The organism is Siccibacter colletis (assembly GCF_000696575.1).
GTDB classification, from domain to species: domain Bacteria; phylum Pseudomonadota; class Gammaproteobacteria; order Enterobacterales; family Enterobacteriaceae; genus Siccibacter; species Siccibacter colletis.
The window spans coordinates 328,744-341,619 of the sequence record NZ_JMSQ01000008.1; the positions used below are offsets into that span (position 1 = coordinate 328,744).

Genomic DNA, 12,876 nt, shown 5'->3' on the forward strand with positions numbered 1-12,876 from the left:
GGGCGCAATACAAGTCCTGGCTGAAACGGGTGGTGCCGTCAGTGCCTTAGCCCCGAGAGAGCACACTGTGTTACGCCAACAAAACAGCTGGTTACAGGCGGCGGAGAGGTAAGCCAGCTGGTGCTCCTTTACCTGAGGAGACGCGTATGGGCGGAGTGGATTTGGCAATTCTTATCCTGAAACTCATTGTTGCTGTACTGCAACTGCTTGATGCTGTCCTGAAGTTCTTTCGCTGAATCAGGTTCAAGCCGCAACTAAGAGGGGCGGGCAACCGCCCCTCTTTAATAATCTCCCGCTGGTCGCGTTGTCGCCCGTTGTGTTACATTTTTATTACATTAACCTGCGTGCGCATCACTATGACCCTGACCGTATTCTGCGTTCTGCTGTTTGCCGCCCTGCTGCACGCCACCTGGAACGCCATCGTTAAAGCCGGCAGCGATAAACTCTATGCCGCCATTAGCGTCAGCGGTTCGGCGGCATTGATCGCCCTCATCCTGCTGCCATTCTCCCCACAGCCGAGCTGGGAAAGCGCACCGTATCTGGCAGTTAGCTGCGCCCTGCAGGTGGTATATACCGTGCTGGTGGCGAAGACCTATCAGGTATCGGACATGAGCCAGACCTACCCCTTAATGCGCGGCACCGCACCGCTGCTGGTGGCGGTTATTAGCGTGCTGGCGCTGCATGACAGCCTGTCGCCGCTGGCCTGGCTCGGTATCGCCGTGATTTGCTGCGCCATTCTGCTGATGGCATTCAACGGCCGCGCCCGCTCCCGGCGTGGGATCGTGCTGGCGCTGTGCAATGCCTGTTTTATCGCCGGTTATACGCTGGTTGATGGCACCGGCGTGCGCCTCTCCGGCACCGCGCTCGGCTACACGCTGTGGACCTTTTTGATGAACGGCTTCTGCCTGCTGGCCTGGGCGATGGTCTCCCGTCGCCGCGAGGTGTCGCACTACATGGCGCGCCACTGGAAGAAGGGCGTGCTCGGCGGCGTAGGTACGATGGGCTCCTATGGCCTGGCGCTGTGGGCGATGACTCAGGCGCCGCTGGCGATCGTGGCGGCGCTGCGCGAAACCTCCATCCTGTTCGGCGCGCTGCTGGCCTTCTTTATCCTTAAAGAACACCTGCGCGGCCTGCGCATCCTCGCCATCTGCGGTATCGCGGCTGGCGCTATGCTGCTACGGCTTGCCTGAGCCGCTGGCAACATTGCTTGCCGAAAGCGTGTACTAATCCTGCCTGCTACGTCCTGATATATCTTCGCGCCTGAGTGGAAGGTCGCCACGGTTGTGGTAGATTTCACTCGCATTTAGCTATTTGTCCAGAACCTTATGCTCCTTTCCTGAGATTTCATAAAGTATTCATCGAAATGAAAACGAACAATAACCTGAACCTGTTGCTGATGCTGGTGCTGCTGGTGGCGGTAGGCCAGATGGCACAAACCATCTGGATCCCGGCAGTAGCGGATATGGCGTATGACTTCCACGTGCGCGACGGCGAAGTCCAGCGCGTGATGGCGGCCTACCTCTTTACCTATGGCATTTCCCAGCTGGTTTACGGGCCGATTGCCGACCGCATCGGGCGTCGCCCGGTGATCCTCTTCGGGATGGCAATATTTATGCTGGCAACCGTGCTGGCGCTGTACACCTCAAGCCTGACGGTGCTGATTGCCGCCAGCGCCCTGCAGGGTGTGGGCACCGGCGTGGGCGGGGTGATGGCCCGCACTATGCCACGCGATCTCTATTCCGGCACCGGGTTGCGCAGAGCGAACAGCCTGCTGAACATGGGGATTCTGGTCAGTCCGCTGCTGGCTCCGCTGATTGGCGGCCTGCTCGGTACGGTCTGGGGCTGGCGCGCCTGCTACGGATTCCTGCTGGCGCTGTGCGTGGTGGTGACGTTCAGCATGGCGCGCTGGATGCCGGAAACCCGTCCGGCGGATGCGCCCCGCACTCAACTGCTGACCAGCTACCGCATGTTGTTCAGCCGCGCGTCGTTTGCCTGTTATCTGCTGATGCTGATTGGCGCACTGGCCGGGATCGCGGTGTTTGAAGCCAGCGCGGGCGTGCTGCTGGGTGCAGGTCTCGGGTTCAGCAGCTTTGCGGTCAGCGTGCTGTTTATTCTGCCGGTGCCAGCGGCGTTTTTCGGAGCCTGGTTTGCCGGTCGTCAGACGAAACGCTTTACCGGCATGATGTGGCAGGGGGTGCTGAGCTGCCTTATCGCTGGCGTGCTGATGTGGCTGCCCGCCTGGTTCGGGGTGATGAACGTCTGGACGCTGTTGGTTCCGGCCGCGCTGTTCTTCTTCGGGGCCGGGATGCTGTTTCCGCTTGCCACCAGCGGCGCGATGGAGCCGTTCCCGTTTCTTGCCGGCACCGCCGGGGCGCTGATTGGTGGTTTGCAAAATACCGGTGCCGGGTTGCTGGCCTGGGTTTCCGCCCAGCTTCCGCAGCAGGGCCAGGGCAGCCTCGGCATGTTGATGACCGCAACGGGAATGCTGATCCTGCTCTGCTGGCTGCCGCTGGCGGCGCGCGATGAGCAACATCAGCAGCCGGTCTAAGACAGTAACCTAAGGATTGCCCGCAGATGGGTAGCGACAAACAGCAGTGACAGGGCGACCACCGCCAGCGCGACGATCAGCCGCGCGCGCATTGACCGCGCGGAAGTGAAGTCGCTCAGCGCCACGTCCATCAGATTGCGCTGGCGGGCGTAGCGCCACAGCAGCCCGGTCACCAGCACCAGCGCCAGCAGCACACCCCACAGCCAGATGCCCGCTTCCGGGCCTTTCTGGCGTAGCGCCAGGGCCAGCAGCGCGCCGTAACCCAGCAGGGTGCGCAGCCACGCCAGCGAGGTACGCTCCGGCTGCAGGCCGGGGTCCGCCAGTCGCCGCGCCCGGCGGCTATCGGCCATAGAGCACCAGCGCTATCATGGCGAGCGCTACCAGCGCCATCACCACGCTGATTAACTTCAGCATCCCGGTATAGGGCATGTCCTGCTTCAGGCGCATCGCTTTTTCATTGTTCAGCCAGCGCAGATAGCCATACAGCGCCAGCACGCCGGCGAACAGACACAGCAGCAGACTCAGGCTCTCGCGCAGCAATGGCGTAGTGAATTCGGGGGCTAGCTGATCCAGCCCGACGCCGGCGGCAAGGAAGCCCAGCGCGGTACGGATCCACGCCAGAAAGGTGCGTTCATTGGCCAGCGAAAAGCGGTAGTCCGGCGCGTCGCCCGGCAAGGTGGTTTTCATGCTCACTCCTGTACGTCACGGTTGCAGGAAGTGTACTGGCTTTGGCCGGGAAGTGACCAGATGTTCGCGTCCGGCAAACAAAAAAGGCTCCCGTCGGGAGCCTTTGTATTACATCGCTAAAGCCGACATATAGCGCTGATGTAGCTGGCCCACGTTGCCTATGTCGCTGTCATTAGAGTAAATATCGAGGCCATTGCAATGCGCACAGCAAAAATGGAAAACATCAAACTTACGTTTGTCGAGATTGCGTTTCTCTGTTTTTGATTCAGCTTCATGTTTATCGAAGCGGAACAGGTTCGCCGAGAGATCGGAAATATCGCGAGTAATTTCCAGCTCCGGAAATTCATCCAGAATATCTGCAATTTCACACCAGATATGCGCATCCTGCCAGGCGATACCGCGTAATACTTCATAGCGAATCAGCGGGGTAATGAACAGCACGATGTCCGGCTCTTGCACCAGTGTCTCAAGCTGCTGGATAGCACGCTGCTTCATGTCGGGCGCAGTATTCCCGCTTCGGTCAAAGGCGGCAATCAGCAGGTTAGCGTCGAGTAAGACTTTCCTTGTCATTGTTTATCCTCCTGCTTTCTGAGCAGAGCAAGAAGGCTTTTTTTAGCGTCCTGCTGTTCGATAACGCTGTTGTTTTCAAGTTTCATCTGGTTCAGGTCAACGTTGAAAACATTCTTTAAAATATCAGCAAGTGCCGCTTTATTTGGTGCGGGGATCTTTTGCGATTTCACCACGCCCTCATCATTACGATAAAGGTTGTAGGCTTCGCCCTCTTTCAGTTGGGATAACACTACCGAGGAGTGGGTTGTTATGTAGAACGTGGTATTGGGGAAAAGCCGTTTCAAAAGGGGTATAATATTGGCTTGCCACGACAAATGCAGATGGCTCTCTATTTCATCTATCAGAACGATCCCTTTTACCTTCTGAAGCTGCGTTTCGTTGGTGAAGTACCCATAGCCGGAGACGATTGCCTGAATAAGCTTCAGGATGGAAGCGAAGCCTGAGCTAAGCTGGCTTAATTCGCGTTTATCGTTCTCAATTTTGAAACTTACCCGTTCGTCGCCGCTGATTTCGAGGAATTCAGGATCTATTCTGTCATCGATTTCATGTAGTAAGCGCAGAACTGTTTTAAGTTCCACTTCCCGATTATCGTCCTGCTTTTGATAAGGGTTTGCCGATCGTGCCTGGGTGATGAACCACTCTTCAATATTGACGTCCATATTCATGGCGCCAAAATTATCTTCCATTGTTTCCAGGATACTGGTGAGATAGCCTTCCCGACGCTGCCTCAGCGCGCCCATGATTTGAACATACGTACTATTATTATGTTTAATCGCCCCACGTACTTGCGCTCCCAGAAATAAGCAAGGCACCGAATGACGGTAATCGCCTTGATAGATATGCCTGACCGCAGGCCAGTTTTTTCTTTTATCAGAAAATATTATTGAAAGCCGATCTGTTGAAAAGGAGCTGGCGCGTAATATGGAGCCATTAACGCTTTTATCGAGGCCAGAAATAAGCTCATGACTAAAAAAATAGAGCTGAAACAGCGCTTCAAGGGTTTTCGTTTTACCAACGCCGTTAGCGCCAATAAAAGTATAAACCTGCTGGTCTGGCTCCAGATCCAACTGAACCTTTCCTACTCCGGTAAGCCCTTCGAATTCTACTTTTTTGCCCGACATGTCAGCCCCCTGATGCGTTTCAACGCAGTGTATCCCTTCCTGATTGCCGGGGCAAAAAACAAAAAAGGCTCCCGTCGGGAGCCTTTGTTTTTTACATCAGCCGGTTAGCTGTTGAGCGCCGGGCGCTCGCTGATGGCGATGCGCTGCGGGGCGATCTCTTCAGGCACGTTGCGCACCAGGTCGATGTGCAGCAGGCCGTTGGTGAAGGTCGCGCCGGAGACTTCCATATGTTCAGCCAGCGTAAAGCTCAGGCTGAACGGCTGGGATACCAGCCCCTGATGTAGCCATTTCGGCTCTTTTTCCGGTTTTACCGGCGTACCGGAGATGGTCAGCCGCGTCCCTTCCAGCTGGACGTTCAGATCTTCCTGACGGAATCCCGCCAGCGCCAGCGTAATGCGATAGTGGTTATCGTCGCTTTTTTCGATGTTATAAGGCGGGAAGGTCTGGCTGTCAGCGGTGCTTTGCAGGGCGTTTGCCAGTTTGTCAAAGCCAATCCATTGACGCAGCAGCGGGGATAAATCGTAGTTACGAATAGTCATGTTCTGTCTCCTTCTGAGAAGCGAGTTCGCACGGGTTCCCGGTTCGGCACTAAGCCGCAGGGAAAAGGTGCAGGTTAATAGCGAACGCAGGTTCGCCAGTGCTCCCGTTCGGCAAGCACATTTTTCAGGGCCGCTTTCGCGACCCGAATCATTAATTGATTTCGATACGGCGCGGTTTTTTCGCTTCCGGAATAACGCGCTCAAGGTCGATATAGAGCAGGCCGTTCACCAGATTAGCGCCGCGGATCTGAATGTTTTCCGCCAGCTGGAATTTGCGCTCAAAGTTGCGTTCGGCGATACCCTGGTAAAGATAGGTACGCTCTTTCTGCTCGGTCGCGTGGGAGCCTTTCACCACCAGCAGGTTGTCCTGTGCGGTGATCTCCAGTTCGCCTTCGGCAAAACCGGCGACGGCAATCGCAATGCGGTAGTGGTTTTCGTCCACCAGTTCAACGTTATACGGAGGGTAGCCGCCGTTGCTCTGGCTCTGGTTGTTTTCCAGCAGGTTGAACAGGCGATCGAAACCGATGGCGGAACGATAAAGCGGGGAGAGATCGAAATTACGCATAAAACAGACTCCTGAAATCAGCGAGAAATTACATTGCCTTCCGGTAACCGGACAGGCGGTCCAGGTAAGCACCCTGTCGGCGTGCTTCCGTTGTCTACATTCTCAAAATGGGTGCGCTTTCAGGCGTTTCAAGATCTAATGAGTGTGTTTTTTTGGCGCTTTACATATCTTTGCGTAGACTGAACAGGACAGGTTCACATAACAACTGCGACGATCACCACAGCGTAGCAACGGCGGACTACTTATTCCTGATGCCGGTGGTATAACCTTCGTCACCGGCGCATTGATGCCTACAAAATGATATCTATGATGATGAAAAACGTTCCTGGCAAATTTTTGGCTGGTGCCTGCGGTTTCGTACTCTGCGGCTGTTCCAGCGTTATGACACACACAGGCGGCGAAGAGGGTTACTATCCGGGTACCCGCGCCAGTTTTGAGCTGTTGCAGAACGGTGAGACCAGTTGGGGAGTGAAGCCGCTGGTGGCGCTGGATATGCCATTTACCGCCTTACTCGATACCCTGTTGCTGCCGTGGGATGCGTTCCGCGAAGACAACTCGGTGCGCTCCAGAGTGCGCAAAAGCGAGCGCGAGGCGCTCGCCACTAACTCCGTGATCCCACCTGCGCCCTGATTTATAAGCCGGTTTCCGTAGCCCACACCTGACGGAAACCGTCCACTTCCTGCATCCAGGCAATCATCGCCCCGTCCGGGGAAAAGACCACCGCATCTGCCGACGGCGGTGCGTCGTGATGTTCCGTCAGGGCAAAAACGCTGCCGGTTACCGCATCACACAGCACTATCCGCCCGCCGCTGACAAAGCCCAGCATGCTGCCGGACGGATGCCAGTTAAACGCCGACTCCACCCCGCTTGCTTCGCGCGTCAGCTGCCGCGGTTCGCCGCCGTGCGGTGAGATTAGCCACAGCTGCACCACGCCGCGCTCGTCGCACATCAAAAAGGCGATCTCCGTCCCCTGCGGGTTACTGCGCACCCAGTGGCGCGGGGTGGTAGCGAGACCCGGATAACGGCGCGAATGGGTAAAGGTCAGGCGGCGCTGCGTCACGCCCGCAGGCGGGGCTGGCAGGGTGGTGTCCGTGCCGCACAGCGGGGCGTCACCCGGCGTCTGCCACGCCTGCGGGTTATCCGGCAGATCGACAATAAACAGCTCCGGCACCTTTTCATGGTTTAGCGACAGCGTATCGCCGATAAACGCCAGCGCACGCGACTGCCAGCTACCGTCGGCCCGGCGATAGCCCTCCTCGCCGATCCAGCCCTCTTCGTACGCGCGGTTGATCTCGTCGCTGCCGGGCGCAGGGGTCGGAGTGGTCTGGCTGACCAGCAGGCACCAGTGGCTGCCGTCATATTCACGCGGATGATGACCGGGCACCGTCACCGGCCCCCAGGGTAGTGCCACACCGACGTTGCGCAGGTCGAGCGCCGGGTCACGCTCGTGCAGCACGTGGTCGTTATAGGTGAAGCTCAGGTAGCGCCCGTCAGGGCTCCAGACGTGCACATGGCTGCCGCCGCGCAGCGCGCCGGGGGTGTAGGGGGCGGTGATATCCATCGCATCAAGATTGGTGGCCGCGCCGTCGCGCACCACCACGCCGCGGCGGTGATGGAAATCGTACTGCCAGCTGGCGTCCGGGTTCTCCGGGCCGTGAATAAAGACGTACTCATCGCGCTGGGGATTGACCGTCACCACGCCGACGTGCGCGCCCTGCGGGGCGCGGTAGATCACCTGCACCTCGCCGGTTTCGACATTCACGCGTTCAATGGTTTGTCCGGTAAACGATGCTCCGGAAGGACGAACGTCAAACGCCAGCCAGCGGCTGTCTGAAGTCCAGGTATTGATGTTGGTCAGCTGATGGTGACGCGCTGCAAAGGTGAGCTGTTTCATTGGGATACCCTGAAGCCATGACGGGCTTCAGGGTAGCCTATGCCGGGGATTTAGCCTACGCGTTTCACGTCGCCCACCAGCAGGATGTAGGAGAGCGCGCCGATCAGCGCGACGGCGGAGATATAGACCAGCGCCGGGCCAAAACCGTAGTCCTGCGCCAGATAGCCAATCACCAGCGGAACGGTGATGCCGCCGAGGCCGCCAACAAAGTTGAAGACGCCGCCGGTCAGGCCGATGAGGCGCATCGGTGCCAGCGAGGAGACCAGCGACCAGGTGATAGACGCAAAGCCGTTACCAAAGAACGCTACCGCCATCAGGGTCATGATCCAGATCGGGTCGTTGGTGTAGTTCGCGCCCATGATGCAGGTGGAAATCAGCAGCCCGCAGATAATCGGCGTTTTACGCGCGATGCCCAGCGAGTAACCTTTGCGCACCAGACGGTCTGCTACCCAGCCGGAGAGCAGTACGCCAACGAACGCGGCGAGGAAAGGCACCGTGGTCATAAAGCCGGCCTTCAGCGCGGTAATGCCTTTCTCCTGGGTCAGATAGTTCGGGAACCAGGTCAGGAAGAACCACAGCGTTGAGGTGACCGCGAACTGACCGAGGTAGACGCCAATCAGTTTACGGTGGAACACCAGCTTCCAGTCGGCGCGGGTCAGCGGCTGACGAGCTTCTTTTTTCGCCGGGGCGTCGCCGTCCACCAGGCCGCCACCGTCGCGAATATAGTCCAGCTCGGCTTTACTGATGCCTTTAGTGAGGCGCGGCGGCTGATAGACCTTAAACCAGATCAGCGACCAGATAATCCCGATGCCGCCGGTGACGATAAACACCCAGTGCCAGCTCAGCAGCTCCTGGATCCAGATCAGCAGCGGCGTCAGGAAGGCGAGGCCGACGAACTGCCCGGAGGTGTAAAACCCTACCGCCGAGGCGCGTTCATGCTCCGGGAACCAGCTGGTCACCATGCGGTTGTTGGTCGGGAATGCCGGGGCTTCGAAGATACCGGTAATGGCACGCAGGCCGATCAGCGACATCAGTCCGGTAGCGAAGCCCTGGAACAGGGTAGCCACCGACCAGCCGAAAATAGCGATGAAGTAGGTCAGGCGCGAGCCGACGCGGTCAAGGAACCAGCCGCCGGGGATCTGGCACAATGTATAGAGCCAGGCGAAAGCCGAAAAGACGTAGCCCATTTCCGCTTTAGTGATGCCGAACTCCTCCTGAATATGCGCGGAAGCCACCGCCAGGTTGGCGCGGTCTACGTAGCAAATCACCACGGTAATAAAGATCATCACCAGGGTGACATAACGACGACGTCCGGGTTTTGCAGTAGTCACTGGAATATCCATCGTAATCTGTCTCCAGATTTTGGGCATGGCGAAGCCGCTCACCATGCCCTGTAAGTTACAGAGGGTGGGTTTGATTTTTTATTTAAAAAACGGAACCGGAATGCGCTAAATAATTCGTGCCGGGTGACAAAAACGCAGCCAACGCATCACCAGCGCGAAGTATGACGCGCATTTACCATTCGGCGACGGAGCCGTCCTCGTGCCGCCACAGCGGGTTGCGCCAGTCGCTGACGTCTTTGCTGCGTGCGATCACCTGTTCTTCGTCGATCTCCACGCCGAGGCCCGGCTTCATCAGCGGTTTGAAGAAGCCGCCTTCCATGCAGAAGTCCTCTTTGTTCTTCACGAAGTCCAGCAGCTCTGCGCCCTGGTTGTAGTGAATGCCCATGCTCTGCTCCTGGAATACCGCATTGCGCGAGACAAAATCCACGTGCAGACAGGCGGCCAGCGCGATCGGCCCGAGCGGGCAGTGCGGGGCCAGCGCCACGTCATAGGCTTCCGCCATACCGGCGATTTTGAAGCATTCGGTGATGCCGCCAGCGTGGGAGAGATCCGGTTGCAGGATGGCGATGCCGCCCGCTTCCAGCACGCGCTTAAATTCGAAGCGCGAGAACATACGCTCCCCGGCAGCGATAGGAATATGGGTCTGGGCGGCGAGGCGCGGATAGTATTCCGCCTGCTCGGCCAGCACCGGCTCCTCAATAAACAGCGGGCGATACGGCTCCAGCTCTTTAATCAGGATTTTTGCCATCGGCGCGCTGACGCGACCGTGGAAATCGAGGCCGAATTCAATGTCATAGCCAAACGCTTCGCGGATCTGCGCCACGGTATTCACCGCCGCATCCACTTTACGGGAGTCGTCAATCACGCCCAGCTCTTCGCAACCGTTAAGCTTAAAGGTGTCGAAGCCAATTTCACGCAGTTTGCTGATGCCCGCGATCACTTCTGCCGGACGGTCGCCGCCAACCCAGCTGTAGGCTTTGATTTTGTCGCGTACCAGGCCGCCCATCAGCTGCCATACCGGCGCGTTGAGCACTTTTCCTTTGATGTCCCACAGCGCCTGGTCGATACCGGCGATGGCGCTCATCAGGATCGGGCCACCGCGATAGAAACCGGCGCGGTACATCACCTGCCACAGGTCGTTGATGCGCGCCGGGTCCTGGCCAATCAGGAACTCGCCCAGTTCGTGTACCGCGGCTTCCACGGTGCGCGCGCGCCCTTCGATGACCGGTTCGCCCCAGCCGACAATGCCTTCGTCGGTTTCGATTTTCAGGAACATCCAGCGCGGGGGTAAACGGTAGGTTGTCAGTCTGGTAATTTTCATTGCACTGCCTCTTGATACGCCTTAACAAATGCTGCGGCCTGCTGCGCCGTGCGCTCCACGGACTGCCCGGCGCGATAGAGATCGCTGCCCAGTCCGGCACCCACGCAGCCTGCTTTCATCCACTGCGCCAGGTTCTCCGGCGTCACGCCGCCGACGGCAAATACCGGCACATCCGCAGGCAGTACTGCCTTAAGCGCTTTGATGTAGTCCGGGCCAAACGCCGATGACGGGAAAATTTTCAGCGCCTGCGCGCCCGCGTCCAGCGCGGTAAACGCTTCGGTGGCGGTGGCGCAGCCGGGGCAGACGGTCATGCCGTGCGCTACGGCGCGACGAATGACTTCCGGCTGGATATTCGGGGTGACGATGAGCTGGCAGCCCATCTCTGCAAGCTGATCCACCTGCTCCGGTTTCAGCACCGTTCCGGCGCCAATCAGCGCCCGGTCACCAAACGCCCGGACCATCGCGGGGATGCTCTGTTCCCACTGCGGAGAGTTAAGGGGGATCTCGACCGCGTCAAAGCCTGCGTCCAGTACCGCGGCGACGTGCGCGTGCGCCTCGTCGGGGGTAATGCCGCGCAGGATGGCGATCAGCGGGAGGTTAGTTTGCCACTGCATGTGCGATGCTCCTTATGCCTGCCTGAAATGCCTGTTCGCCGTCAATGACCTGCACATCGCGACCGATAGCGGCAAAAGCGCGCTGATAGCGACGAGCAAGCGCCGGACTGGCGACCAGGGTGATAACCTGCTGAGCGGCAACGTCGGCGGGCATGGTCGCCACTTCGCTGCCAATCAACAGGCCAGAAAGGAATTCGCTCACCTGCTCGCGAGGCAGCGAGCCGAGGACGTGAGAAGCCCGCACTTCAAACAGCTGCGGCAGCAGCGCCGGGGCGTTGAGGCCACGCGTCAGGCCGGCGTCAAACGCATCCGCGCTGTCGGTTTGCTCGGGCAGCCCGGTGCCCACCAGCGAGTGGCGCAGTAAGATGTGGTGCAGTTCGCCGGTCATGGCGGTGCGGAAATCGACAATCTGCTGCGCATCGGCCTGCACCCATTTGCAGTGGGTGCCGGGCATCACATACAGCGAGGCCGGAGCCAGATCGCGCGCGCCGAGCAGCTGGGTCTCTTCGCCGCGCATGACGTTGTGATTGTCGTCGCGGTTAACGCTCAGGCCGGGGATTATCCAGACGTTGTCGATAACCGGCGTCAGCTGTTCGCCGATGGCGCTGAATCGCGCCGGGCAAGGCAGGTAGGGGGCGATTTTCCAGCCGGCGTTACTGCCGACCATGCCCGCCATCACCACCGGGGTCGGCTCATCGCGCCAGCCCTCGGTCACTTCCGCTAACACCGCGTCGGGGGATTTGCCGTTCAGGCGCGTGACGCCTGCTTCGGATTGCCTGCTCTCCAGGCACTCGTCGCCCTGGTAACGCCAGGCGCGGAGGTTGGTGGATCCCCAGTCGATTGCGATGTAGCGAGATGTCATGTGATTTCCTTTAGCCTTCGGGTGGAGCTGGCAATCATGGTGAGCGCCGCCTGCTCCGCTGCATCGCCGTCCTGATGCCGGATAGCATCGAACAGCGCCTTATGTTCCTGGAGCGTTTTCGGCATGTTGGCCTCATCGCCCATCCAGGTTCGTTCAAATACCGCCCGCTGCAGAGAGCCTATCGCCACGGTGAGCTGCTGCAGCACCGGGTTATGCACCGCCTGAAGCACCGCGTCGTGATAGCGAATGTCCGCTTCATTAAAGGCGTCGCGGTCCTGGTTGTTGGCGACCATGTCGTTCAGCGCCGCTTCAATCTGTGCCAGGTCGCTGGAGGTGGCGCGCTCTGCCGCCCAGCGAGCAATAGCGGGTTCCACCAGATTTCGTACTTCGCTCATCGCGCTGATGAGTCGCGGGTCGTAGTCGTTTTCCAGCACCCACTGCAACACTTCGGTATCGAGGTAGTTCCACTGGTTGCGCGGGGCGACAAAGGCACCGCGATAGCGCTTCATCTCGATCAGCCGTTTCGCCATCAGCGAGCGAAACACTTCCCGGATGATGTTGCGCGAGGTTTCAAACTCTTCACACAGCTCTGCTTCTGCCGGCAGCGCCGCGCCGGGTACATATTTCCCGCTGACGATCTGGCGGCCAAGGTCGACGATAATGCGGTCAGTTTTCGTGAGGGTCATGACGTGTCCTTATGAACGTTGTGTCCTTAGCTACTTTACCCTGCCTGCCGCTTTTCGCCTCATTTTTGCAGTACAAACACGTACCGACTTGCCGTCCCAATGACCATAATGTAGTACAATCATATT

The 12,876-nt window shown here is 58.6% G+C and carries 16 protein-coding genes; 4 read left to right on the forward strand and 12 right to left on the reverse strand.

What is annotated here, in order from left to right:
* Positions 1–146: 146 nt before the first annotated feature.
* From tisB to emrD, 3 genes are all read left to right on the forward strand, one after another.
* Positions 147–236, forward strand: coding sequence for a type I toxin-antitoxin system toxin TisB (tisB, locus tag ET34_RS21835; RefSeq protein WP_055725979.1), 90 nt, complete (start codon positions 147–149; stop codon positions 234–236).
* Positions 237–356: 120 nt separating this feature from the next.
* Positions 357–1,190 carry an EamA family transporter gene (locus ET34_RS0111635; protein WP_031522221.1) on the forward strand — a complete coding sequence of 278 codons (834 nt, stop codon included), beginning with the start codon at positions 357–359 and terminating at the stop codon, positions 1,188–1,190.
* 173 nt (positions 1,191–1,363) lie between these two features.
* Positions 1,364–2,548 (forward strand): multidrug efflux MFS transporter EmrD, encoded by a 1,185-nt coding sequence (gene emrD, locus ET34_RS0111640; protein ID WP_031522223.1) that lies wholly within the window; start codon positions 1,364–1,366, stop codon positions 2,546–2,548.
* Here the strand turns inward: emrD and ET34_RS0111645 are convergent.
* The 6 genes from ET34_RS0111645 to ibpA form a co-directional block, all read right to left on the reverse strand.
* Positions 2,545–2,898 carry a DUF202 domain-containing protein gene (locus ET34_RS0111645; RefSeq protein ID WP_031522225.1) on the reverse strand — a complete coding sequence of 118 codons (354 nt, stop codon included), beginning with the start codon at positions 2,896–2,898 and terminating at the stop codon, positions 2,545–2,547. The two genes, emrD and ET34_RS0111645, sit on opposite strands and share 4 nt — an antisense overlap.
* Complete coding sequence (locus ET34_RS0111650) at positions 2,888–3,235, reverse strand: YidH family protein (protein ID WP_031522227.1); 348 nt, start codon at positions 3,233–3,235, stop codon at positions 2,888–2,890. The genes ET34_RS0111645 and ET34_RS0111650 overlap by 11 nt, the downstream gene beginning before the upstream one ends.
* 108 nt (positions 3,236–3,343) lie before the next feature.
* A complete protein-coding gene (locus ET34_RS22545; RefSeq protein WP_031522229.1) occupies positions 3,344–3,805 on the reverse strand; it encodes a PIN domain-containing protein in 462 nt (153 codons plus the stop codon).
* Positions 3,802–4,926 carry an AAA family ATPase gene (locus tag ET34_RS21840; protein ID WP_031522230.1) on the reverse strand — a complete coding sequence of 375 codons (1,125 nt, stop codon included), beginning with the start codon at positions 4,924–4,926 and terminating at the stop codon, positions 3,802–3,804. Before ET34_RS21840 ends, ET34_RS22545 begins: the two co-directional genes overlap by 4 nt.
* Positions 4,927–5,030: 104 nt before the next feature.
* Positions 5,031–5,459, reverse strand: a complete 429-nt coding sequence (gene ibpB, locus ET34_RS0111665; RefSeq protein WP_031522232.1) for a small heat shock chaperone IbpB — start codon at positions 5,457–5,459, stop codon at positions 5,031–5,033.
* Positions 5,460–5,616: 157 nt separating this feature from the next.
* Positions 5,617–6,030 carry a small heat shock chaperone IbpA gene (gene ibpA / locus ET34_RS0111670; protein WP_031522234.1) on the reverse strand — a complete coding sequence of 138 codons (414 nt, stop codon included), beginning with the start codon at positions 6,028–6,030 and terminating at the stop codon, positions 5,617–5,619.
* Between the two features lie 309 nt (positions 6,031–6,339).
* Here ibpA and ET34_RS0111675 point away from each other — a divergent pair, with 309 nt between their 5' ends.
* Positions 6,340–6,660 (forward strand): YceK/YidQ family lipoprotein, encoded by a 321-nt coding sequence (locus ET34_RS0111675; RefSeq protein WP_031522236.1) that lies wholly within the window; start codon positions 6,340–6,342, stop codon positions 6,658–6,660.
* 1 nt (position 6,661) lies between these two features.
* Here ET34_RS0111675 and ET34_RS0111680 read toward each other — a convergent pair whose 3' ends face one another.
* The 6 genes from ET34_RS0111680 to dgoR all read right to left on the reverse strand — a co-directional run bounded on the left by ET34_RS0111680 (position 6,662) and on the right by dgoR (position 12,750).
* The gene (locus tag ET34_RS0111680; protein ID WP_031522238.1) at positions 6,662–7,924 is read right to left on the reverse strand and encodes a DUF3748 domain-containing protein; all 1,263 of its coding nucleotides are present in this window, start codon (positions 7,922–7,924) and stop codon (positions 6,662–6,664) included.
* 50 nt (positions 7,925–7,974) lie between these two features.
* On the reverse strand, positions 7,975–9,312 hold the full coding sequence (locus ET34_RS0111685) for an MFS transporter (RefSeq protein WP_169738119.1): 1,338 nt from the start codon (positions 9,310–9,312) through the stop codon (positions 7,975–7,977).
* 127 nt (positions 9,313–9,439) lie between these two features.
* Positions 9,440–10,588 (reverse strand): galactonate dehydratase, encoded by a 1,149-nt coding sequence (dgoD, locus tag ET34_RS0111690; protein WP_031522241.1) that lies wholly within the window; start codon positions 10,586–10,588, stop codon positions 9,440–9,442.
* Positions 10,585–11,202 (reverse strand): 2-dehydro-3-deoxy-6-phosphogalactonate aldolase, encoded by a 618-nt coding sequence (locus ET34_RS0111695; RefSeq protein ID WP_031522243.1) that lies wholly within the window; start codon positions 11,200–11,202, stop codon positions 10,585–10,587. Before ET34_RS0111695 ends, dgoD begins: the two co-directional genes overlap by 4 nt.
* A complete protein-coding gene (locus ET34_RS0111700) occupies positions 11,186–12,064 on the reverse strand; it encodes a 2-dehydro-3-deoxygalactonokinase (protein ID WP_031522245.1) in 879 nt (292 codons plus the stop codon). The genes ET34_RS0111695 and ET34_RS0111700 overlap by 17 nt, the downstream gene beginning before the upstream one ends.
* Positions 12,061–12,750 carry a D-galactonate utilization transcriptional regulator DgoR gene (gene dgoR, locus ET34_RS0111705; protein WP_031522246.1) on the reverse strand — a complete coding sequence of 230 codons (690 nt, stop codon included), beginning with the start codon at positions 12,748–12,750 and terminating at the stop codon, positions 12,061–12,063. Before dgoR ends, ET34_RS0111700 begins: the two co-directional genes overlap by 4 nt.
* Positions 12,751–12,876: the final 126 nt, after the last annotated feature.

Excerpts from the sequence above, each read along its gene's own strand:
- tisB (WP_055725979.1), top strand. The coding sequence starts at position 147 with ATGGGCGGAGTGGATTTGGCAATTCTTATCCTGAAACTCATTGTTGCT.
- ET34_RS0111635 (WP_031522221.1), top strand. The coding sequence starts at position 357 with ATGACCCTGACCGTATTCTGCGTTCTGCTGTTTGCCGCCCTGCTGCAC.
- emrD (WP_031522223.1), top strand. The coding sequence starts at position 1,364 with ATGAAAACGAACAATAACCTGAACCTGTTGCTGATGCTGGTGCTGCTG.
- ET34_RS0111645 (WP_031522225.1), bottom strand. The coding sequence starts at position 2,898 with ATGGCCGATAGCCGCCGGGCGCGGCGACTGGCGGACCCCGGCCTGCAG.
- ET34_RS0111650 (WP_031522227.1), bottom strand. The coding sequence starts at position 3,235 with ATGAAAACCACCTTGCCGGGCGACGCGCCGGACTACCGCTTTTCGCTG.
- ET34_RS22545 (WP_031522229.1), bottom strand. The coding sequence starts at position 3,805 with ATGACAAGGAAAGTCTTACTCGACGCTAACCTGCTGATTGCCGCCTTT.
- ET34_RS21840 (WP_031522230.1), bottom strand. The coding sequence starts at position 4,926 with ATGTCGGGCAAAAAAGTAGAATTCGAAGGGCTTACCGGAGTAGGAAAG.
- ibpA (WP_031522234.1), bottom strand. The coding sequence starts at position 6,030 with ATGCGTAATTTCGATCTCTCCCCGCTTTATCGTTCCGCCATCGGTTTC.
- ET34_RS0111675 (WP_031522236.1), top strand. The coding sequence starts at position 6,340 with ATGATGAAAAACGTTCCTGGCAAATTTTTGGCTGGTGCCTGCGGTTTC.
- ET34_RS0111680 (WP_031522238.1), bottom strand. The coding sequence starts at position 7,924 with ATGAAACAGCTCACCTTTGCAGCGCGTCACCATCAGCTGACCAACATC.
- ET34_RS0111685 (WP_169738119.1), bottom strand. The coding sequence starts at position 9,312 with ATGGTGAGCGGCTTCGCCATGCCCAAAATCTGGAGACAGATTACGATG.
- dgoD (WP_031522241.1), bottom strand. The coding sequence starts at position 10,588 with ATGAAAATTACCAGACTGACAACCTACCGTTTACCCCCGCGCTGGATG.
- ET34_RS0111695 (WP_031522243.1), bottom strand. The coding sequence starts at position 11,202 with ATGCAGTGGCAAACTAACCTCCCGCTGATCGCCATCCTGCGCGGCATT.
- ET34_RS0111700 (WP_031522245.1), bottom strand. The coding sequence starts at position 12,064 with ATGACATCTCGCTACATCGCAATCGACTGGGGATCCACCAACCTCCGC.
- dgoR (WP_031522246.1), bottom strand. The coding sequence starts at position 12,750 with ATGACCCTCACGAAAACTGACCGCATTATCGTCGACCTTGGCCGCCAG.